Origin of the sequence: Agrobacterium sp. SORGH_AS 787, from assembly GCF_030819035.1 — a bacterium.
GTDB lineage: Bacteria > Pseudomonadota > Alphaproteobacteria > Rhizobiales > Rhizobiaceae > Agrobacterium > Agrobacterium larrymoorei_B.
Window position 1 is genome coordinate 209,380 of the sequence record NZ_JAUTBG010000002.1, and the last position, 22,185, is coordinate 231,564.

The following is a 22,185-nucleotide window of genomic DNA, read 5'->3' on the forward strand; positions in this document are numbered from 1 at the left end:
AAGCCCTTCCGGTAGATCACCTAATCGGCTCATGAACGGTGACGAGCTTGGTGCCGTCCGGGAACGTGGCTTCCACCTGCACGTCATGGATCATCTCGGCGATGCCTTCCATGACCTGATCGCGCGAAATGACATGGGCGCCCGCTTCCATCAGTTCGGCAACGGCGCGGCCGTCACGCGCCCCTTCCACCACATAGTCGGTGATGAGCGCGATCGCCTCGGGGTAATTGAGTTTCACGCCGCGTTCGAGCCGTCGACGCGCCACCATGGCCGCCATGGAGATCAGGAGCTTGTCTTTTTCCCGGGGAGTAAGGTTCATCGTCGTCCCATTCCAGCCGAGCGTCCTTCAGGGTTTGAAAGGTACGCTCAAAATCATCCTGCCTATGCAGCAACTTAAGCCGGATACTCATCCAGTTTCAGGGCGCTGCACACGCTTCACAGATTCCAGACTTTCGGCACTGGCGCGCCGTTGCGCAAGAGCGAAATGATGGGAAAAAGCATTTTTCTCAGGGAGAATCCGTCCGGCGCGGACAGTCGCACCACGAGCTTGCCTTGCCACTCACTAGCGCCGCCGCTTTCTCTGGCAAACGCCCTGATTTTAGGCAATAGCGCTTCGGCCAGCGGGCCGATATAGAGGATGGTGGCGAAGGCAACCCGGCCTGCGAGAACGGAAGAATGCTGCGTCAGATCGGCAATCCGGCCATCGAGAAAAAGCTCTTCCGCATGAACGAGCTTGCCGCCGTGACGAATACGCCAACGGTCACGAAACAGCCCCTCCTCCATCGCTTCGCCCATGGCCTGACGGCCAAGCAGCACCGCCTCGACGGCGAGAAACTCGGACGAGGCATTGAGATCCGCCTCCAGCCTGCGCGTCAGCGAAGCGCGGTCGAAGAGTATGGTTTCCTGGGGAAGCCAATGCAGGCGGGTGTTTTCTTCCGCCGTGATACGAACGGATACGTTCGCAGTCCCGGCGGCGGCCTTGTAGACCTTCTCGCAGGCCTGCGTCGTCACCACGAGGCTGGTTCCCGCCTTCGCATGCGCCTGCCATTCCACCTCGTCCCCGCCGGTCAAACCGCCGGAGGAATTGATGAGAATGGCTTCCATTTCATTGGAAAAGGTGTCGGGGAGCCTGATCTTGGCGCAGCCTTCCTGAAACAATTCGTCCAGACGGCTGCGCCCATCAAGCGCTTTGGTTACAATGCGTCCTCGGCCACGGGCGCGTTGCGGACGGGGTTGGCTGATGCTTTCAAGGACTGGCTGCACGTCGTCTCCGAGGGCTTCGCGGATGCGGAAACCGCTTTCACAGAGCAATCCGTCTTCGACGTTGCGTCGACAACCATCTGCCCTTCCGTATTCTGGAAGAAATCCCACATTCTTTCGGCGGCATCAACCTGTCTTGCACTCTCATCACCTGATGTCTTGCGGTCGACCGCAGGCTGCGCCTTCGGTGTCACGTCGCCGCCGGGTTTGCGGGTCAAAACGGCAGAGGCAGCAATGACTTCGGATTTCATCGTGGCGCGCGGCCAGGCATGATCCCAGGCGTCGATCACATAAGAATGGATGCGTGAACCGCTCTTGCAGACATCGTAGGAATTGAAGGTGAAGTTGCCGAGAGACTTGCTCTTCACGGCACCCTTGCAACCATCGAGCTCCGCCCACCGCTTCAGCGCCGTCTCGCCGCCATACTGCCAGTAGGGCTTGCCGCCACCCTGATAGGGGTTGGCTGGATCTTTCGTGCCAGCAAAAGCGATGATCGACATGGGCTTGGCCGGTGTGCAGCTTGCCATATCCGGCCGCCAACGGCCTTCGGCTTCCACCGGAACGCCCGCGCGCAGCGACGCGACGAAGCCTGCCGCGGCAAAATCATTGCTACCGCTGCACAGATATTGAGAAAGCATGCGCCCGCCACCGGAATAGCCGGAGCCATAGAAGCGCTCTTCATCGACGCAGAATTTGGATTTCACCATGGAAACCGCATCGCGGATGAAAGAGACCTCATCCAGCCCGCCCGGCCGGGTCGTCACGCCCGGCACGTTCCAGGCATGGGTGCCCGGCAACTCACCATCGAGACTGCCCTGCAGTGCCACGACCACGACGCCTGCGCGTTCGGCAACCTTGTCCCAACCGCTACGGTCGAGCTGGCCGTTCGGGTTGCTGTTGCTGCCATGAAAATCAAAAACCACCGGCACCAGCTTCGATCCATCATAAGAGGATGGAACGAAATAGACGCCCTCGCGTTCTGACCCTTGTGACATGAGCGAAAACGCGTGCCGACCCGGCGTTACAGCCTCACCGCACATCGATGCCGATGCAGCGGCGCTCATGCTTGTGAGAATGGCAAAACCTGCGAACAATGTCTTGGCAGGAAATGGAAGCCGGAATGTCCGGCCAGCAACAGTCAAATTCATCGGCACGCCTTTATTGGCACAGTTCTCCGACAAGATGCCGGAAAATTCGCGGAATGTAAGGGATCGACGGTCGCGGCGTGCAGATGACCCCTCGGGTGTGTCTTGCATGCAGCATTCATGTTGCCAATAACACAGGACTTTGATGAATGAAACGTAAAAACCTGCATGAAAGCCATGTCTCAGCGCATGGCTGTTCACTTTATCACGGGGTTTTTATTACGGCGTGAGTAAATCCGGTGCAGTTATACTGTCAGGTGCCGGCGCGCTTCCGGCGTATCCAGCGTTTCCGCCGCACCCTGATGAACGACCTCGCCGCGATCCATGATGTAGACATAGTCGGCAAGCTCGCGGCAAAAATCCAGATACTGCTCGACCAGCAGGATCGCCATGCCGGTGGAGTCCCGCAGATATTTGATCGCCCGACCGATGTCCTTGATGATCGACGGCTGAATGCCTTCGGTCGGCTCGTCCAGAACGAGGATCTTCGGACGCGTTACGAGTGCCCGACCGATCGCCAGCTGCTGCTGCTGCCCGCCGGAAAGATCGCCGCCGCGGCGTGACAACATGCTTTGCAGCACCGGAAACAGGCTGAAAATATCGTCTGGAATAAACCGCTCCTTGCGCGGCAACGGCGCATAGCCGCTCTCCAGATTTTCCTGCACCGTCAGCAACGGGAAGATTTCACGCCCCTGCGGCACATAGCCGACCCCGCGCTTGGCCCGCTGATAGGGCGCCAGACCATTGAGGCTTTCGCCCCCAAAGGTGATCGAGCCACCGCTAATGGCGTGCTGCCCGGTGACCGCACGCAACAGCGAACTCTTGCCCACCCCGTTACGCCCCAGCACGCAGGTGATCTTGCCCATCTCGGCATTGAGCGAGATGCCACGCAAAGCCTGCGCCGCACCATAGTGAAGATTGATGTTTTCGACGCTTAGCATGTTCACCGCCCCAGATAATTCTCAATGACCTTCGGATCGTTCGAGACGAAGTCGATCGATCCCTCGGCCAGCACGGAGCCTTCGGCAAGGCATGTCACCTTGACGCCAAGCTCGCGGATAAAGCCCATGTCGTGCTCCACCACCACAACGGAACGGGTCTTGGCGATTTCCTTCAACAGCACCGCCGTCTCCGCCGTTTCGGCGTCCGTCATGCCCGCCACCGGTTCATCCACCAGAAGAAGCTTCGGCTCCTGAGCCAGCAACATGCCGATTTCCAGCCACTGCTTCTGGCCGTGCGAGAGGTTCGCCGCCAGATCGTCCCGGCGGTGGCCGAGGCGGACGGTTGCGAGGATTTCTTCTATGCGTGCCTTGTCTTCCGCCGTCAGGCGATAGAACAAGGTGGCGAAAACGCCGCGCTTGCGGTTCAGCGCCAGTTCCAGATTGTCCCAGACCGTATGGCTTTCGAACACCGTCGGCTTCTGGAATTTACGACCGATGCCGAGCTGGGCGATGTCCGCCTCATCCTTTTTCGTCAGATCGATCTGGTCTTCGAACAGCACCGTGCCACTGTCGGGCCGCGTCTTGCCGGTGATGATATCCATCATCGTCGTCTTGCCCGCGCCATTCGGGCCGATGATGGCGCGTAGTTCGCCGGGCTCAACAACGAAGGAAAGAGAGTTCAGCGCCCTGAAGCCATCGAAGGAGACGGAAACGCCGTCGAGATAGAGAAGGCTTTTGGCTCTCGTATCGGAAACTGTGTTCATAACCGCCTCACTCCGCTGCCTGATGCGCGACCGCATCGTCATTGCCGGGCTTTGCCGGATTGTCCTTCGGTGTCGCACCCTTGCCGCGACGGCCCGCCATGGTGTGCTGGATGGTGCCAACGATGCCCTTGGGGAAGAACAGCGTCACAGCGATGAAGAGGCCACCCAGCGCAAAGAGCCAGAATTCAGGAAAAGCGCCGGTAAAATAGCTCTTGCCGCCATTGACCAGCAGCGCGCCGATGATCGGGCCGATCAACGTGCCGCGACCGCCGACCGCCGTCCAGACGACCACCTCGATGGAGTTGGCAGGCGCGAATTCGCCCGGATTGATGATGCCCACCTGGGGCACGAAGAGCGCACCGGCAATGCCCGCCATCATCGCAGAGACGACGAAGGTGAAGAGCTTGATGTTTTCAACGCGAAAGCCGAGGAAGCGAACACGGCTTTCGGCATCGCGCACACCCACCAGTACCTTGCCGAACTTGGAATTGACGATACCGGACGCAATCATCAGGGACAGTGCCAGCATCAGGGCGGTCATGGCAAAGAGCACCGCACGTGTGCCATCCGCCTGAACGGAAAAGCCGAGAATGTCCTTGAAGTCTGTGAGGCCGTTATTGCCGCCAAAGCCCATGTCGTTGCGGAAGAAGGCGAGCAGCAACGCATAGGTCATCGCCTGGGTGATGATCGACAGATAGACACCGTTGACGCGTGAGCGAAAGGCGAACCAGCCGAAGATGAAGGCCAGCAGACCGGGCACCACCAGCACCATCAGCATGGCGAACCAGAACATGTCGAAGCCGTGCCAGAACCAGGGCAGCTCTTTCCAGTTGAGGAAGACCATGAAATCGGGCAGCACCGGATCGCCATAGACGCCGCGTGAGCCGATCTGGCGCATCAGATACATGCCCATGGCATAGCCGCCGAGCGCGAAGAAGGCGCCGTGGCCGAGCGAGAGAATGCCGCAATAGCCCCAGACAAGATCGAGCGCCAGCGCGAGCAACGCATAGGCCAGATACTTGCCGAGCATCGACATCATATAGGTTGGTACATGCAGCGGGTTGCTGGGTGGCAAGAGCAGGTTCAGTGCGGGAATGATGAGCGCCACGGCCAGAATGAAGCCGATGGCAATCGAGATGCGGCGGTCGAGAGCGCGAAGGAGAAAGCCGGTAATCATGCTTCGATCGCCCTTCCCTTGAGTGCGAAGAGACCGCGTGGCCGCTTCTGGATGAACAGGATGATGAGGACGAGCACGAGGATCTTGCCGAGAACGGCGCCAACGGTGGGCTCGAGGAATTTGTTGAGAACACCGAGCGACAGCGCCCCGACCAGCGTTCCCCAGAGATTGCCGACACCGCCAAAGACCACGACCATGAAGCTGTCGATGATGTAGCTCTGTCCGAGATTGGGCGACACATTGTCGATCTGGCTGAGGGCGACACCGGCAAGACCGGCAACGCCGGACCCCAGCGCAAAGGTGAAGGCATCGACCCAGGGCGTGCGGATACCCATGGAAGAGGCCATGCGCCGGTTCTGGGTCACGGCGCGCATCTGCAGGCCGAAGGACGAGCGCTTCAGAAGCAGAAGCAGAGCGAAGAACACCGACAGAGAGAAACAGACGATCCAGACGCGGTTCCAGGTGAAATTCAGATAACCGATGCTGAAGGAGCCGGACATCCAGCTTGGGCTGCCGACCTCTCGGTTGGTCGGCCCGAAAATGGAGCGAACGCCCTGTTGCAGGATCAGCGAAATGCCCCAGGTGGCAAGCAGCGTTTCCAGCGGACGGCCATAGAGAAAGCGAATGACACCGCGCTCGATGACGAGACCGACAAAGCCGGTAGCCAGAAAAGCGACGGGCAGTGCAATAGCGAGCGACCAGTCGAACAGACCTGGGAAGTGGCTGCGAATGATATCCTGCACGATGAAGGTGGCATAGGCGCCGATCATCACCATCTCGCCATGCGCCATGTTGATGATACCCATCACGCCGAAGGTGATGGCAAGGCCGATGGCCGCAAGCAGCAGCACCGAGCCGAGCGACAGGCCGTACCAGATGTTCTGCGCCGCATCCCACAGCGCCAGCGAGGACTGGATGTGAGCGATCGCCGCATCGATGTCCGGTTTCAGACTGGCATCGACAGACGAAGACGCAGCCATCAGAATGCTGATCGCATCCCGCCCGCCGATGGTCTTGATGGTGTCGATGGCACTGCGCTTGTCTTCGACGGAGCGATCGGAACTAAGGACCGACACCGCACGCGCCTCTTCCATGCGGGCGCGAACCTGGGCATCGGTTTCTTTCGCCAGAGCGGCTTCTAGAAGCCCGAGATTTTCAGCGCTCGGCGCTTTCAAGACGGCATCCGCCGCAGCAAGCCGCACGCCGCGATCGGGGCTCAGCAATGTCAGACCGCCAAGCGCTGCGCGGGTAACACGGCGCAACGTATTGTTGACCTTGATCTTCGTGACCGCAGCCTTCGGCGCATCACCGACCGCCTCACCCGTCACCGGATCGATCAGGGTCAGATTATCGCCGGCGGGCTTGGTGAGAAACACCAGGCTATCGGCCTTGCGAACATAAAGCTCGCCAGCCGCAAGCGCTTCCAGTGCAGGCACGACACGCGCGTCGCCGGTCGCAGCGATCTGCCCGATCAGCGCTTCAGCCTGCTTGAAATCGGCCTTGCCCAGCGCATCGATCAACGGCTTTGCATCGCCCTGCTGGGCAAAGGCCGAAGCCGTCAGGCTGAACAACAGGCCGATCACGGCCAACAGTCGAACAAACATGGTCCCAAGTCCCCCTTGGATGCCTGCGGAGAAATGACTGCAGGCGGAAATCAGAAGTGAGAACAACTGTTCTCAGACCCCTCCCCCTCTCGACGTCATCCTCGGGCTTGACCCGAGGATCCATCACGGCATCGACGAGCGTCAACGGCGAGAAGAACAAAGGAGGGCAGTGGATCCTCGGGTCAGGCCCGAGGATGACGGCAGTGGGTGCGGGATCACTCCCGGTCATCATCATTCCAAAGACCGGAGGATGACACAGAGTATACAGGCAGATCGCGGCCCGCATGATCGGCGGGCCGCAACCAATTACCCAATCACATGCCCTTGCCGCCGCACTTGCCGGTCGCAACGTTGAAGTTGCCGCAGGACATTGGCTTGCGCCAATCGGAGATCAGGTCCTTGGAGTCCGGCAGGTAATCGGACCACTCATCGCCCACGACCTGCGCGGTCTGCTGGACGATCTGGAACTGGCCGTCGGCCTGGATTTCACCGATCAGCACCGGCTTGGTGATGTGGTGGTTCGGCATGACGGTCGCGTAGCCGCCGGAGAGGTTCGGCACCGAAACGCCGATGATGCTGTCCAGAACCTTGTCGGTATCCGTCGTGCCGGCAGCCTCTACCGCCTTAACCCAGGCGTTGAAGCCGATATAGGCAGCTTCCATCGGGTCGTTGGTCACGCGCTTGTCGTTCTTGGTGAAGGCATGCCATTCCTTGATGAACTCCGCATTGACCGGAGTATCGACGGACTGGAAATAGTTCCAGGCGGCAAGGTGGCCGACGAGAGGCGCGGTATCGAGACCGGCAAGCTCTTCTTCACCGACGGAGAAGGCAACGACCGGAATGTCTTCGGCCTTCACGCCCTGGTTTGCCAGTTCCTTGTAGAAGGGAACGTTCGCGTCACCATTGATGGTGGAAACGACGGCGGTCTTCTTACCCGCAGAGCCGAACTTCTTGATGTCGGAGACGATCGTCTGCCAGTCGGAATGGCCGAATGGCGTGTAGTTGATCATGATGTCCTCTTCCTTGACGCCCTTCGACATCAAGTAGGCCTTCAGGATCTTGTTGGTGGTCTGCGGATAGACATAGTCCGTACCGGCCAGAACCCAGCGCTCGACGCCTTCGGTGTTGGCAAGATAATCGACAGCGGGGATTGCCTGCTGGTTCGGTGCAGCACCGGTGTAGAAGATGTTGCGCGAGGACTCTTCGCCTTCATACTGGACCGGGTAGAAGAGGATGGAGTTCAACTCTTCGAAAACCGGCAGAACCGACTTACGGGAAGACGAGGTCCAGCAACCGAACACGGCGGCAACCTTGTCCTGGCTGATCAGCTGGCGCGCCTTTTCGGCAAAGAGCGGCCAATCGGAGGCCGGATCGACGACGACGGCTTCAAGCTTCTTGCCGAGAACGCCACCCTTCTTGTTCTGCTCGTCGATGAGCATCAGCATGGCGTCTTTCAGCGTCGTTTCCGAAATCGCCATGGTGCCGGAGAGCGAGTGCAGCACGCCGATCTTGATCGTGTCGTCAGCGGCAAATGCGCCGTGGAATGCGGTGGTGGACAAAATGGCGCCAAGCAGCGCGCCCGTGAGCGTCTTTCTGAAAGTCATCGGAAGAACCCCTCTTCGTGTTTAAGCCTTGGGAGCAAGGCCTCAGCGGCATTTTTCCGCTGCTGGAGGGGACTATCGGGCTTGGCGAGGCGAAACCGTATACGTCGTTTGACGTAGGTGGGGTGGCGAAATCAGCACATGGAAGTCAGGAAGGCCAATGCAAGGTCAGCCGACGGATAAACGGTAGCGTGAGAAACCTCAGTTATGGGGTTTCTCGTCCTCGGTGATCGCTTCCTGGTGGTACCAGCTATCGAAGTCGACGCGCGGAGCATATTCCTGCATGGACTGAACCGACGCATCCTTGCGAAAGCCTCGGTAGCCTGCGCGGCCTCCAACGGGGAACTGGTAGATCTTAGCACTTTCAAAATTGGGTTCGGTTCTCATGACGGCCTCGTTTCTTTCAATCAAACACTTCAGCACCATGCTTCGTTCCGGACTATAGCCGATTGAAAGCCGAAATTCACCCCATTCGCTTAAAAAAATATCATAAAGACTATTTTTTAGGCACATCAATTGCGCGTCCGTTAATCGAATAGTCTTTATGCAGCTAATCACTCAAAATTCACGCTTTTGGCTGAAAAAACATTCAGAACGACATCTTCGCTCATAGTTTCGGCAGAAAATCAGCCCATTTCGCTTCATAAAGCCTTCATAATTCTAAAATTTCGGGAAAAACCTCCATCACGCCGAAAGGCGGAATTTTCCGTACCAACCGGTTCGGCAGCAACTTCGAAAGAAAAAAATGAAGTGCCGATTCGAGAGCCCGCGCAAATTGGCACGCGGCATGCATATCTATCGGCAGCCCTTGAAAGCGAGAGCGTTTTCCACCGGTAACCGGACGAAAACAATCAAGGCTTCGCATCTTAACCCATGAGAGGTTCGTAATGACTAAGTTCAAACTCGAGTACATCTGGCTGGATGGTTACAAGCCGGTAGCAAACCTGCGCGGCAAGACGCAGATCAAGGAATTCGACGAATTCCCGACACTCGAGCAGCTTCCGCTTTGGGGCTTCGACGGCTCCTCCACCATGCAGGCCGAAGGCCACAGCTCCGACTGCGTTCTGAAGCCAGTCGCCATCTACCCTGACCCTGCCCGCACCAACGGCGCGCTGGTCATGTGCGAAGTCATGATGCCGGATGGCGTCACGCCGCACTCGTCCAACAGCCGCGCAACCATCCTCGACGACGAAGATGCATGGTTCGGTTTCGAGCAGGAATACTTCTTCTACGAAAACGGCCGCCCGCTCGGCTTCCCTGAGCAGGGCTACCCCGCTCCGCAGGGCCCGTACTACACCGGCGTCGGCTACAAGAATGTCGGCTCGATCGCTCGCGAAATCGTCGAAGAGCATCTGGACCTTTGCCTCGAAGCAGGCATCAACCACGAAGGCATCAACGCCGAAGTGGCCAAGGGCCAGTGGGAATTCCAGGTATTCGGCAAGGGCTCCAAGCGCGCCGCCGACCAGATCTGGATCGCTCGCTACCTGCTTCTGCGTCTTTGCGAAAAGTACGGCATCGATGTCGAATTCCATTGCAAGCCGCTCGGCGACACCGACTGGAACGGCTCTGGCATGCACTGCAACTTCTCCACCAAGTTCATGCGTGAAGTTGGCGGCAAGGAATATTTCGAAGCCCTCATGGCTGCCTTCGAAAAGAACTGGAAAGAGCACATCGACGTTTACGGTCCGGACAACCATCTGCGCCTGACCGGCAAGCACGAAACCGCTCCTTGGAACAAGTTCTCCTACGGCGTTGCAGACCGTGGCGCGTCTATCCGCGTTCCGCACTCCTTCGTCAACAACGGCTATCGTGGTTACCTCGAAGACCGTCGTCCGAACTCCCAGGGCTGCCCTTACCAGATCGCTTCCGTCGTGCTGAAGACGATCGCAGAAGTCCCGACGGCAAAGTCGGCTGCTGCCTAATCTAAAAAGAAATGGCGTCGCTCGATCCGGGCGACGCCATTTTTCCGTCTGCCGTTGGCGGACAAAGCGCCTGCAAGGTCGCAAGACGCATAAGTGGAGGCTGTGAAACACTGGCATGGCCGCACGGCAACGCATCATCCCCGTCAGACGCGAATATAACCGCTGGGTCGCGAACCAGACGCTGGAAGACTACGCGCTGCGATTTACCGCCAAGAGCGCCCGGCAATTCTCCTCCAGCCGCATTTCCCATACCGCCATCGGCGCGATTTCCTTTCTGGCGCTGGAAGCTATCGGCGGCGCAATCACGCTTTCCTACGGCACCACCAACGCCTTCTTCGCCATCGTCGCGGCCGCTGTTGCGATGCTGCTCGTCGGCCTGCCGATCAGCCGCTATGCCATCCGCCACGGCGTCGATATCGATCTTCTGACGCGCGGCGCAAGCTTCGGCTATATCGGCTCCACCATCACATCGCTGATCTACGCCGCCTTCACCTTCATGCTCTTTGCCATCGAGGCATCGATCATGTCCGGCGCGCTGGAGCTGGCGCTCGGCATTCCGCTATGGATCGGCTACATCGTCTCGGCGGTCATGGTCATTCCGCTCGTCACCCATGGCGTGCGCCTGATCAGCAAGTTTCAGATCCTGACGCAGCCCTTCTGGATCGTCCTCAACGTCCTGCCATTCCTCTTCATCGCGCTGATGGACTGGCAGAAATTCGATCTATGGTTGGCATTCTCCGGCATCCACCACGCGCCAGCGCCACCCGGAGACACCGCCCCCTTCGACCTCATCGAGTTCGGTGCGGCCTCTGCCGTCATCCTGGCGCTGATGTCACAGATCGGCGAACAGGTGGACTTCTTGCGCTTCCTGCCGGCAGAAGGCCAAAGCAAGCTTCGTCACAAGCTCGGCGTTTTTCTCGCCGGTGCTGGCTGGGTTCTCGTCGGCGTTCCAAAACTGCTCGCCGGTTCCTTCCTGGTTGTGCTGACGCTCTCTTCCGGCGTGCCCGTGGGCAGCGCCGCCGATCCGGCGCAGATGTACCTCACCGCCTTCGGCTATATGATCCCCAACCAGAATGCGGCTCTCGTCCTGATGGTCACATTCGTCGTGGTCTCGCAGCTCAAGATCAATGTGATGAATGCCTATGCGGGCTCTCTCGCGTGGTCGAACTTCTTTTCCCGCCTCACCCACAGCCATCCAGGCCGCGTCGTCTGGCTGGTCTTCAATGTCGCCATTGCGCTTCTCCTGATGGAGCTTGGCATCTATCGGCTGCTGGAAGAAACGCTCGGCATCTTTTCCATCGTCGCCATGGCATGGCTCTGCACCATCTCCGCCGATCTCTTCATCAACAAGCCGCTTGGCCTTGCCCCTCCCGGCATCGAGTTCAAGCGGGCGCATCTTTACGATATCAATCCCGTCGGCGTCGGTGCCATGGCGCTCTCCGCAACGATTGCGCTTACCGCCCATTTCGGTCTGTTCGGCACGCTCGCTGCGTCGCTTGCGCCCTATATCACCCTGGTCGTCGCTTTCATCGCCTCGCCGCTGATCGCCTGGGGTACGAAGGGAAAATTCTATCTGGCACGCAAGCCGCGCCAGAAGTGGAAGGAACTCTCCAGCATCACCTGCTCCATCTGCGAGCATCCGTTTGAGCCGGAAGACATGGCATGGTGCCCGGCCTATGCCGGTCCGATCTGTTCGCTCTGCTGTTCTCTGGACAGCCGCTGCCACGATATGTGCAAACCGAAAGCCCGGCTGAACTACCAGACGGCCCAGGTGGCAAAGACCTTCCTGCCGGAACAGCTGGTTGCGAAGCTCGCCTCAAGGCTCGGCCGTTATGCGATCTTCTCAGCGCTGGCCGTTGCAGCGATCGGCGGTATTCTGGGGCTGATCGCCCATCAGGTTGGCACCGGCACGCCAGCGACCGCAGACGTCGTCAATCGCACCATTCTCATCGTCTTCTTCGTCTTTGCCGTCATCGCCGGAATCGTCTGCTGGTTCCTCGTGCTCGCCCATGACAGCCGGGTCGTGGCGGAGGAGGAATCCTCGCGACAGAACACGCTTTTGCTGAAGGAAATCGCCGCCCACCAGAAGACCGACGCGGCCCTCCAATATGCCAAGGAAACGGCAGAAGCCGCCAACCGCGCCAAGAGCCGCTATGTGGTGGGGCTCAGCCACGAATTGCGTACCCCGCTGAATGCCGTACTCGGCTACGCCCAGATCCTCGAGCGGGATGAAACCATTCCTGCGCCTCGCCAATCCGCCATCAAGGTCATCCGCCGCTCCGCCGATCACCTCTCAGGCCTGATCGATGGCCTATTGGATATTTCCAAGATCGAAGCAGGCAGGTTGCAGGTTCAGTCGAACGAGATCAACATTCAGGATTTCCTCGACCAGATCGTCGATATGTTCCGCCCGCAGGCGCAGGCCAAGGGGCTGGCCTTCCGCCACGAGCGCGCCAGAGGCGTGCCGCAATATGTGCGCAGCGACGAAAAGCGCCTGCGGCAAATCCTCGTCAATCTGCTCTCCAATGCCATCAAGTTTACCGACGAGGGGACCGTCGGCTTCGATGTCACCTATCGCAGTCAGGTCGCCACCTTCACCGTCACCGATACCGGGCGCGGCATTGCGGAAAAGGATCTCGCCCGCATTTACGAGCCCTTCCAGCGTGGCGAGGCTGAAATCATCAAGCCCATGCCAGGGCTTGGCCTTGGCCTCACCATCACCCAGCTTCTCACCAATACGCTGGGTGGCGAGATTTCTGTCGAAAGCCAGAAGGACGTCGGCTCGACCTTCCGGGTGCGGCTGATGCTCTCCTCGGTCGACAGGCCTAGCACGGCACTCGCGCCGGAAAAGAAGATCGTTTCCTATGCCGGACCACGCCGCACAATCGTTGTCGTCGATGACAATGAGGATCACCGCGATCTGATGATGGAGGTCCTCTCCCCGCTCGATTTCGTCGTGCTGACGGCACAAAGCGGACCGGATTGCCTGGCGCTGATCGAGGCGATGCAGCCGGATGCCTTCCTCATCGATATTTCCATGCCTGGCATGAACGGCTGGCAGTTGGTCGAAAAGCTGCGCAATGCCGGGCAAACCGCCCCCATCATCATGCTCTCTGCCAATATCGGCGATACCGCCATCATCGGTGCCGATACGGACGGTCATAATGATGCGCTGGTAAAGCCCGTCGATATCCGCAAGCTCTGTGACCGGCTCGCCGTACATCTCGGGCTGCAATGGGTCTATGACACAGACTTGCCGCCAGTCGACCTGTCTGCAAAAGAGCCGGACCCCGGCGCCGTAAAAGCGCCCGCTCCAGCCCATCTCCAGGATTTGCTAGCGCTCGGCGAAATCGGTTACATTCGCGGCATTGAGGCGAAGCTCGATTCTCTCGCCGCACAACCAGAAAATCTGGCCTTTACCGAAGAGGCTCGACGCTTCGTGCGCGCCTTCGATCTCACCGGTTACGCCGATTATCTTCATAGTTTCAACACGAGGACGGGCACGGATGAATAGGTCATTGCAGCCGCGCGATATCGTCCTTCTGGTGGATGACAGCCCGGAAGCGCTCGGCTTCTTGACCGAAGCGCTGGAACAGTCCGGCTTCTCGGTGCTGATCGCAACCTCTGGCCAGGCGGCGCTCAACATCGTCGAGCGCGTCACACCCGACCTCGTCCTTCTCGATGCCGTTATGCCGGGGCTCGACGGCTTCGAGACCTGCCTGCGCCTGAAGGCCAATGCCGCCGTCGCGCAGGTGCCGGTGATCTTCATGACCGGGCTGACCGAGACCGAACACGTGGTGCGCGCACTGGAATGCGGTGGTGTGGACTACCTCAGTAAGCCTATCAATATTGACGAGCTGCGCGCCAGGCTTCGCGTCCACCTCTCCAATGCCCGCTCGGCGCAAAGCGCACGCGTGGCACTGGATGCAGCCGGGCGGCATCTTCTGGCCGTGCGCGCCGACGGAACGATCCTCTGGTCCACCCCGCAGGCAACCCGCCTCATCAACGCTGCAACCGGTAGCAATGATGGCCTCGACATCGTCTCCCGCACCATCGGCGAGTGGATGGCGCAGACCACCACGCGTGACACACCGCTCGTCATTACCCAGGCGGAACGCCCCTCGCTGCACTTCACGTTTCTGGGCGCAGTCGGCGCCGACGAATATCTCTTCCGTCTGACGACAACCAACGAGAAGTCTGGTGAGGCCTTGTTGCGTGACCGCTTCTCCCTGACAACGCGGGAATCGGAAGTGCTGGTCTGGATCGCCAAAGGCAAATCCAACCGCGACATCGGCGAGATTCTAGGCCTCTCGGCGCGAACGGTGAACAAGCATCTGGAACAGATCTACGTCAAACTCGGCGTCGAAAACCGCGCCTCGGCCGCAGTGAAGGCGGCGCATGTGCTGCACGATAGCTGAGACGCGCAAGCGTTAGATCGTTTCCGTGTTGAACGGAAACGATCTAGGTCTCTCAATCCCTCCCCAGACAGACCAAACCTGAGCGTCGAGCTCTTGCGCTCAACCAGCATGTCACGCCCCGCTGCGCCCTCGCGTCGTGGAAGGCACAGGCGCACCTTTTCCCACTCCAACCAGGATCAATATATGGAGAAGCTCGTCATCCTGTCCGGCTGCTCCGGCGGCGGAAAATCCACACTGCTCTCAGAACTTTCAAAACGTGGTTGCGCCACGGTGGAAGAACCGGGCCGACGCGTCGTCGAACAACAGCTGAAATCAGGAGAAACGGCCCTCCCATGGGTCGACCGCAAAGCCTTCCTACACGAGGCGGTCGCGATTGCAGAACAGGACTATGCAGCCGCTCGCGAAAAATCAGACTTCTCTATCTTCGACCGCAGCCTGATCGACGCCGCCTCCGCGCTTCGCCAACTGGGCGACGACGACTGGTACGATCGGCTGCGCAATGAATTTCGCTACGCCAAGATCGTCTTCCTCACACCCCCTTGGCCCGAAATCTACGTAACCGACAACGAACGCCGCCACGGCTTTCAAGATGCGGTAGAGGAGTACGAGCGGCTGCGCCGCGATTACGACGAGCTCGGATATGACGTCGTCATTCTACCGAAGTCCGGCATTGAGGACCGGGTGGAATTTGTGCTGAGGGCGCTTCAGTGCACGCAAGGCACATGAGAAAGAGAAGCCCCTGTGAACCGAGACGAGGCCAACATCCAGAACGTTTTCAAAGTCGAAGTTCAAACTGAGTGGGCGCTCATCGCCGATCTCCCCTCTTGAGGGTGAAATGTCCGGCAGGACAGAGGAGGTAGCCATCCCCAACTCACATCCCTCAACAGCCGAAAACCAAAAAGCGGAACCGTCTCATGAGGGCATCTCTAAACCTGCCCTCCCCTCCGACAACTATCGGAAGGGAGAACAGGCAATACCGTTAACGACAGACGCGGGTCTTGCGGACGATGATCTCACCATGGCGGCGGATGCGTTCCTTTTTGACGAAGCAATCGCGCGGAGCATGACGGTAGTGACGCGGGCGATATTCTTCGCGGACATGCTCGCGCATGACACGCTGGCTCGTCGTCACGGTGACGGTTTCGGCGTAGGATGGTGCGGTAACCGAGAAGAACGACGCGGCGGCGAGGACTGCGGAAACAACAAGCTTCTTCATTGATAAACTCCTGAACTGAGGCCGCAGAAAACGTGGCGCATCGCAAGCAGTTCCGCCGAATATCACATTTTTCTAATTTATTGTGATTGAAAGAACTCGACAGGGATTTCTTGACGCGCCATTCACCCCCAATCAGCGGGGCCAAAACGTGTCACGATCTTTCAGATTTGCTCCCCGCGCTTTAGGTCTTCGTTTGATCGCATGTCGTTATCGCAAACCGATCCACGCTTTTGCGTGGACCATGCATTGGCGTTGGTCTTTCAATGAGGGACCATCATCAGCACCTTGGTCATATCCCGACGAAGCCTTAAAAATATAAAAGCCCGGCATCGCTGCCGGGCTTCATCAATCTCGAATTTACAGAGCGGCTTACATGCCCTGCTGGAAGTAGCTGTACTGGCCGTCCGGACCCTTCTTCCATTCGTACATGACGTAGCCGGGAAGCTTCGGGTCGCCCTTTTCGTCGAAGGAGATATCGCCGAGAACGGTCTTGAACGTCCCCTTCTTCAGCGCTTCAGCAACGGCCTGCGGATCCGTAGAGCCAGCAGCCTTTGCACCTTCGGCAATCGTCTGAACGGCTGCGTAGGAGTAGAGCGTGTAAGCTTCAGGGTTGAAGCCCGCAGCCTTGAACTTCGCAACGAGGTCCTTGTTGTCAGGACGCAGGGTCGGGTCAGGACCGAAGGTGTTCAGCGTGCCTTCAACGGCGTCGCCAGCAATAGAAGCCAGTTCGTTGGAGACGATGCCGTCACCGGAAACGAGCGTTGCCTTGAGGCCCTGATCCTTCGCCTGACGGATGATCAGGCCGGCTTCGGTGTGGAGACCACCCCAGTAAATAACGGAAACGCCGGCTTCCTTCATCTTGGCGATGAGGGCGGAGAAGTCCTTGTCGCCGACATTCACGCCTTCATAGATGGCTTCCTTGACGCCAGCGGCGTTGGCAGCCTTCTTGGTTTCATCGGCAAGGCCCTGACCGTAAGGCGTCTTGTCGTGAATGATGGCGATCTTGGCGTCCTTGAAGTGGTCGGCAAGATACTTGCCGGCAATGCCGCCCTGCTGGTCGTCACGGCCGCAGGTGCGGAAGGTGTTCCACAGGCCGCGTTCGGTGAACTTCGGGTTGGTTGCGGCAGGCGTGACTTCGAGAATGCCGTTTTCGGCGTAGACTTCAGACGCCGGAATGGAAACGCCGGAGTTGAAGTGGCCGACGACGAACTTGACGCCATCAGCTGCGAACTTGTTGGCGACCGAGATACCCTGCTTGGGGTCAGACACGTCGTCGCCGAGAACGATCTTGATCTTCTCGCCATTGATGCCGCCAGCAGCATTGATATCCGCTGCGGCCTGTTCTGCGCCCTTCTGGAGCTGAGCGCCGAAAGCGGCGTTCGGGCCAGTCAACGGACCACCGACGCCGATGACGACATCAGCCCATGCCGAACCGCTGAACGCGACCATGGCGGTCAGCGCAACTGCGGAAAGAAGAGACTTCTTCATTATGTTACTCCCAGTTCCTTTGATTGGGTTGGTTTTCTCGACCTGTCCAGCACCCAAATTATCTGTCCAGGCTGTTCCTCTCAGGAGGGAATTCTGATTTCAGAAAAACCCGTCTGTCAATCTTTCTTCTTATAGGAAAATGCCGATGTCCGATCGTAGAGCCAGTAGTAGTTATCGACCATCTGGCTGGTCCGACGGATGCGGAAGCCGGCCGTTGCAAAGGCCAACAGAACCACGACATCGATCAGGTAGTAGAAGCCGTTCAACAAGGGGCCGGCAAAAAGCGCGTAATGCAAAAAGCGCATGACGCACCCCAGCAGAAGCGAGTAAATCACCACCTGCGGATATTGACCCCAGCCATCGGCAACGGACTTGCCCGTGCGCCAGGCAGTCCAGAAGCCGAGAAGAACGACGAGGCCACGCAAGATATAGCGAACGCCACTATCGGTTTCGAAAAAAAGGCCCTGCATCTTTTCCCCAATCAGCGCCGCCAACGAAACGCGAACGACCCTGTGTTCTGTTTTCGCTCAACCGTTTTCCGGCAAGCTTTATTGTTGTTTTTTGATCCACCAAACCGGCTATGCAGTCTGACAGGCTCTCAGCAGATTTGCGCCCAACGCCTTCGAAAGCAAGCATTTTTTCATGGGCAACGGCACAAAATGATAAAAACTTTTGCACCTTGTCGAAGGACGGGGATCGACGATCCCCGCACCCTCTCATCGTCAGTGGCGGCCGCCTTCGAGATAGGCTGCCCGCACCTCGGGATTGGCGAGAAGCTCCTTGCCGGAACCGCTCATCGTCACCTTGCCATTGACCATCACATAGGCGCGGTCAGAAAGCTTCAGGGCCGCAAAAGCATTCTGCTCTACGAGGAAGACAGTCAGCCCCTCTTCCTGGTTGAGCTTCTTGATCGCCTCGAAAATGCCCTTGACGATCAAGGGCGCCAGACCGAGAGACGGCTCGTCGAGGAGCAGGAGTTTCGGACGTGACATCAGCGCACGGCCGATGGAGAGCATCTGCTGCTCGCCGCCAGAAAGCGTGCCGCCGCGCTGGCTCTGGCGCTCCTTCAAGCGCGGAAACATCGTGAAGACCTTCTCGACATCTTCCTTGAAGTATTTCAGGTTGTCGAGATTGGCACCCATCTGCAGGTTTTCCAGCACAGACATGCGCGGGAAAATACGGCGGCCCTCGGGGGACTGGGCAATGCGCTTGCGGGCAATCATATGCGTCGGCAGGCGTGTAATATCCTCGCCGTCGAAGATGACTTCGCCATTACGCGCCTGTGGCGCGCCGCAAATCGTCATCATCAGCGTCGACTTGCCTGCACCATTGGCGCCGATGAGCGAGACGATCTCGCCCTTTCTCACTTCCACATCCACGCCAGCGAGAGCGCGGATATTGCCGTAATAGGTTTCGACGCCCTGAATTTTCAGGAGAGCTTCAGACATCAGACTGCTCCCCCGTGGAGTTCTTCTGCAATCACTTCTTCCACTTCATCGTCCTCGACACCCAGATAAGCGGCGATGACCTTGGGATCGTTCTTCACATGATCGGGCGTGCCGTCGGAAATCTTCTGCCCATATTCGAGCACGATGACGTGGTCGGAGATTTCCATAACGACCGACATGTCATGTTCGATCAGAAGCAGCGAGGTGCCCTCGTCGCGAATGCCACGCAGAAGGGTGTTGAGCGCCAGCGACTCCTTCGGATTGAGACCGGCAGCCGGTTCGTCGAGGCAGAGAAGCTCAGGCTCGGTACACATGGCACGGGCAATTTCCAGACGCCGCTGCGCGCCATAGGAAAGATCGCCCGCCGGATCGTCGGCACGATCGATGAGATCGGCCTTCTCCAGCCAGTACTTGGCCTTTTCGATCGATGCTTCCGCCGCATGCGTATAGGCCGGAAGACCGAGCAGGCCGAGGATCGTGTAGCCGGATGCCTTCATCAGCCTGTTGTGTTGCGCCACCAGCAGATTTTCCAGAACCGTGAGGCCTGAAAACAGCCGGATATTCTGGAAGGTGCGGGCGACCTTGGCCTTCTTGGTCACTTCGAAGTCCGGCAGACGCTCGAGCAGATGCTCCTCGCCATTGCTGCGCACCATGGTGATCATGCCCATCGTCGGCTTGTAGAAGCCGGTGATGCAGTTGAACACGGTGGTCTTGCCCGCGCCATTCGGACCGATCAGCGCGGTGATATCGCCGCGTTTCACATCGAAAGAGAGGTCGTTGATCGCCATCAGGCCGCCGAAGCGCATCGACAGATGTTCGACCTTCAGGATGGTATTCTTGTTCATCGCAGTGTTTCCGGAAGCCATCAGCCGTGACCTTCCTTGGTGAAGCTGCCGGAGACAGACTTGCGTTTTTTCAGGAAGGCCGTGGGTTCGCGCGAGCCGACGAAGCCGCGGGGCTTGAACAGCATGACGATGACCATGGCAAGACCGAAGAGCAGCATGCGGTAAAGCTCTGGCGTGAAGTCCGGACCGAAGATCTTCTTCAGGAATTCCATTTCGCGCAGAAGCTCGGTACCTCCAACCATCACCACGGCAGCAATCGCGATACCGGTCAGCGAGCCCATGCCACCAAGAACGACGATGGCGAGGATGACGGCCGATTCCAGGAAGACGAAGCTTTCCGGGGAAACAAAGCCCTGACGTGCGGCAAAGAACGAGCCGGCAAAACCGCCGAACATCGCGCCCGTTGCAAAGGCGGTGAGCTTGGTCTTGACCGTATCGATGCCGAGCGAGCGGCATGCGATCTCGTCCTCACGCAACGCTTCCCATGCACGACCGATCGGCATGCGGCGCAGCTTGATGGTGACGTAGGCCGTCAGCATGCACAGAAGCAGGATCACGTAGAAGAGGAAGATCTTGTAGTAACCCGACGACATCGGCAGGCCGAAAACCTTGGCGAAGTTGTTCGGCGCACCGACATCGAAAGACCAGATACCGAAGACCGATGCCTTGGCAATTCCGGAAATACCGAAGGTTCCTCGGGTGACATCGGTCCAGTTCAATAGAACAAGTCGGATGATTTCACCGAAAGCGAGCGTCACGATGGCAAGATAGTCACCGCGCAGGCGCAGCACCGGAAAGCCGAGGATAATACCCCAGAAGGCGGCAAGGATGCCGGCAAGCGGCAGAAGCACCCAGAAGGACAGGCCGAAATAGCTGGACAATAGCGCATAGGAATAGGCGCCGACCGCATAGAAGGCGACATAGCCGAGATCGAGCAGACCTGCCAGACCAACGACGATGTTCAGACCCCAGGCAAGCATCACGTAGATAAGGATCTGGATGCCAAAATTGTCGACGAAGATCAGCGAACCCTGAGCGCCTCTGAAATAGACGGCGATCATCGGATAGAGCAGCAGGAAGACCAGGGCAATCTTCAGGAAATGCTTGTGGAAAAAGTTCTTTTCCTCGGAGATTTCCAGAATGCCTGCCTTGGATTTTGCCAGCTTACGGCGGTCGAGATGCGGCTCGATGACACCGACCACGACGAAACGGCCGATGGCGGCAACAGCGACGAAGATCGCCAGGAGCCCCCAGCGCGTACCCCAGACCAGCTGATTGTTGATATCCTGATAGGTGACGATGCCGACATATAGCAGGAACATGCCGAAGGAAACGAAGCCAGCGATAATGGCTTCCTTCACCGCTTTTGCCATGACGTCCTGCTCGGCGGTGTTGTCAGAAGGAATGTTTGCCATGTGCTTAAACCTTCTCGACTTCCGGACGGCCGAGAATGCCAGTCGGCTTGAATATCAGCACGAAAGCCAGAATACCGAAGGCGGCCACGTCCTTGTAGGCGATGGAGAAATAGGCCGACCAGAGCGACTCGATAAGACCGATCAAAAGACCGCCAAGAACGGCACCCGGAAGCGAGCCGATACCGCCCAGAACCGCAGCCGTGAAAGCCTTCACGCCGGGGATGAAGCCGTCATTGAACGAGGCCACGCCGTAATACATCAGGTACATCGTACCGGCGACGGCGGCGAGCGCTGCACCCATGACGAAGGTCACCGAAATCGTCCGGTCGACGTCGACGCCAAGCAGCGCCGCCATCTTGCGGTCCTGCTCGGTGGCGCGCTGTGCACGGCCAAGCGGTGTCTTGTTGACGATGTACCAGAAGGCGAACAGCAGCACCGAGGTTATGGCCACGATGAGAAGCTGCTTCAGCGAAATGGTGATCGCACCGAAATGGTACGTATCGGTGACCATGGGCGGGATCGGCTTGTTGCGCGGGCCCTGCGTCACCTGAATGAAGTTCGACAGCACGATCGACATGCCAATCGCCGTGATCAGCGGCGCAAGGCGGAATGAGCCGCGCAGCGGACGATAGGCCACGCGCTCGATCGCCCAGTTCCACAGCCCCGTCACCAGCATGGCAACGACCATCATCACCAACAGAAGAATGGCGACTGGAATGCCTGCGATGAAGGATGTGAGAATGAGAAAGACGATCAGAGCGGCGAAGCCGCCCAGCATGAAAATATCGCCGTGAGCGAAGTTGATCATGCCGATGATACCGTAGACCATCGTGTAGCCAATAGCGATAAGGCCGTAGATCGATCCAAGAGTCAGCCCGTTGATGAGCTGTTGGATAAAATACTCCATATTTTTCCCCTGGGCGCGTTCTCGATGCGGAACG

General features: G+C 58.5%; 20 protein-coding genes. 4 read left to right on the forward strand and 16 right to left on the reverse strand.

Annotated elements, in window-relative coordinates:
- Positions 1 to 16 precede the first annotated feature (16 nt).
- The 9 genes from QE435_RS10430 to QE435_RS10470 all read right to left on the reverse strand — a co-directional run bounded on the left by QE435_RS10430 (position 17) and on the right by QE435_RS10470 (position 8,879).
- Positions 17 to 319, reverse strand: coding sequence for an urease subunit gamma (locus tag QE435_RS10430; protein ID WP_062426232.1), 303 nt, complete (start codon positions 317 to 319; stop codon positions 17 to 19).
- A gap of 116 nt (positions 320 to 435) precedes the next feature.
- On the reverse strand, positions 436 to 1,263 hold the full coding sequence (locus QE435_RS10435; RefSeq protein WP_349041314.1) for an urease accessory protein UreD: 828 nt from the start codon (positions 1,261 to 1,263) through the stop codon (positions 436 to 438).
- Entirely contained in the window at positions 1,194 to 2,408 is a 1,215-nt protein-coding gene (locus QE435_RS10440; RefSeq protein WP_349041315.1) for a polyhydroxybutyrate depolymerase, read from the reverse strand. Before QE435_RS10440 ends, QE435_RS10435 begins: the two co-directional genes overlap by 70 nt.
- Positions 2,409 to 2,650: 242 nt before the next feature.
- Positions 2,651 to 3,346 (reverse strand): urea ABC transporter ATP-binding subunit UrtE, encoded by a 696-nt coding sequence (gene urtE / locus QE435_RS10445; protein WP_062598804.1) that lies wholly within the window; start codon positions 3,344 to 3,346, stop codon positions 2,651 to 2,653.
- Positions 3,347 to 3,348: 2 nt separating this feature from the next.
- Positions 3,349 to 4,110 carry an urea ABC transporter ATP-binding protein UrtD gene (gene urtD, locus QE435_RS10450; RefSeq protein ID WP_062426613.1) on the reverse strand — a complete coding sequence of 254 codons (762 nt, stop codon included), beginning with the start codon at positions 4,108 to 4,110 and terminating at the stop codon, positions 3,349 to 3,351.
- Positions 4,111 to 4,117: 7 nt separating this feature from the next.
- Positions 4,118 to 5,287 (reverse strand): urea ABC transporter permease subunit UrtC, encoded by a 1,170-nt coding sequence (gene urtC / locus QE435_RS10455; RefSeq protein WP_349041316.1) that lies wholly within the window; start codon positions 5,285 to 5,287, stop codon positions 4,118 to 4,120.
- Complete coding sequence (gene urtB / locus QE435_RS10460) at positions 5,284 to 6,891, reverse strand: urea ABC transporter permease subunit UrtB (protein WP_349041317.1); 1,608 nt, start codon at positions 6,889 to 6,891, stop codon at positions 5,284 to 5,286. Before urtB ends, urtC begins: the two co-directional genes overlap by 4 nt.
- Before the next feature lie 314 nt (positions 6,892 to 7,205).
- Positions 7,206 to 8,495, reverse strand: a complete 1,290-nt coding sequence (gene urtA, locus QE435_RS10465; RefSeq protein WP_306934001.1) for an urea ABC transporter substrate-binding protein — start codon at positions 8,493 to 8,495, stop codon at positions 7,206 to 7,208.
- Between the two features lie 198 nt (positions 8,496 to 8,693).
- Complete coding sequence (locus QE435_RS10470) at positions 8,694 to 8,879, reverse strand: DUF2735 domain-containing protein (RefSeq protein ID WP_306934002.1); 186 nt, start codon at positions 8,877 to 8,879, stop codon at positions 8,694 to 8,696.
- 500 nt (positions 8,880 to 9,379) lie between these two features.
- Between QE435_RS10470 and QE435_RS10475 the strand changes: the two genes are divergently transcribed.
- The 4 genes from QE435_RS10475 to QE435_RS10490 all read left to right on the forward strand — a co-directional run bounded on the left by QE435_RS10475 (position 9,380) and on the right by QE435_RS10490 (position 15,558).
- The gene (locus QE435_RS10475; RefSeq protein ID WP_306934003.1) at positions 9,380 to 10,414 is read left to right on the forward strand and encodes a glutamine synthetase beta-grasp domain-containing protein; all 1,035 of its coding nucleotides are present in this window, start codon (positions 9,380 to 9,382) and stop codon (positions 10,412 to 10,414) included.
- Positions 10,415 to 10,529: 115 nt separating this feature from the next.
- Complete coding sequence (locus QE435_RS10480) at positions 10,530 to 13,928, forward strand: ATP-binding protein (protein WP_349041318.1); 3,399 nt, start codon at positions 10,530 to 10,532, stop codon at positions 13,926 to 13,928.
- Entirely contained in the window at positions 13,921 to 14,832 is a 912-nt protein-coding gene (locus QE435_RS10485) for a response regulator transcription factor (protein ID WP_349041319.1), read from the forward strand. Before QE435_RS10480 ends, QE435_RS10485 begins: the two co-directional genes overlap by 8 nt.
- 183 nt (positions 14,833 to 15,015) lie before the next feature.
- Positions 15,016 to 15,558 carry an AAA family ATPase gene (locus QE435_RS10490; protein ID WP_349041320.1) on the forward strand — a complete coding sequence of 181 codons (543 nt, stop codon included), beginning with the start codon at positions 15,016 to 15,018 and terminating at the stop codon, positions 15,556 to 15,558.
- Between the two features lie 253 nt (positions 15,559 to 15,811).
- Here the strand turns inward: QE435_RS10490 and QE435_RS10495 are convergent, their stop codons facing one another.
- From QE435_RS10495 to QE435_RS10525, 7 genes are all read right to left on the reverse strand, one after another.
- Positions 15,812 to 16,048 carry a hypothetical protein gene (locus tag QE435_RS10495; protein WP_306934008.1) on the reverse strand — a complete coding sequence of 79 codons (237 nt, stop codon included), beginning with the start codon at positions 16,046 to 16,048 and terminating at the stop codon, positions 15,812 to 15,814.
- Positions 16,049 to 16,417: 369 nt separating this feature from the next.
- Positions 16,418 to 17,536, reverse strand: a complete 1,119-nt coding sequence (locus tag QE435_RS10500; protein WP_306934010.1) for a branched-chain amino acid ABC transporter substrate-binding protein — start codon at positions 17,534 to 17,536, stop codon at positions 16,418 to 16,420.
- A 116-nt stretch (positions 17,537 to 17,652) separates the two neighbouring features.
- Positions 17,653 to 18,006 (reverse strand): DUF6867 family protein, encoded by a 354-nt coding sequence (locus QE435_RS10505; protein ID WP_113327328.1) that lies wholly within the window; start codon positions 18,004 to 18,006, stop codon positions 17,653 to 17,655.
- A 252-nt stretch (positions 18,007 to 18,258) separates the two neighbouring features.
- Complete coding sequence (locus QE435_RS10510) at positions 18,259 to 18,987, reverse strand: ABC transporter ATP-binding protein (protein WP_309773049.1); 729 nt, start codon at positions 18,985 to 18,987, stop codon at positions 18,259 to 18,261.
- A complete protein-coding gene (locus tag QE435_RS10515) occupies positions 18,984 to 19,850 on the reverse strand; it encodes an ABC transporter ATP-binding protein (RefSeq protein ID WP_306934012.1) in 867 nt (288 codons plus the stop codon). The genes QE435_RS10510 and QE435_RS10515 overlap by 4 nt, the downstream gene beginning before the upstream one ends.
- Entirely contained in the window at positions 19,850 to 21,244 is a 1,395-nt protein-coding gene (gene livM / locus QE435_RS10520; RefSeq protein WP_309771599.1) for a high-affinity branched-chain amino acid ABC transporter permease LivM, read from the reverse strand. Before livM ends, QE435_RS10515 begins: the two co-directional genes overlap by 1 nt.
- A 4-nt stretch (positions 21,245 to 21,248) precedes the next feature.
- Positions 21,249 to 22,151 carry a branched-chain amino acid ABC transporter permease LivH gene (locus tag QE435_RS10525; RefSeq protein ID WP_306934013.1) on the reverse strand — a complete coding sequence of 301 codons (903 nt, stop codon included), beginning with the start codon at positions 22,149 to 22,151 and terminating at the stop codon, positions 21,249 to 21,251.
- Positions 22,152 to 22,185 lie beyond the last annotated feature (34 nt).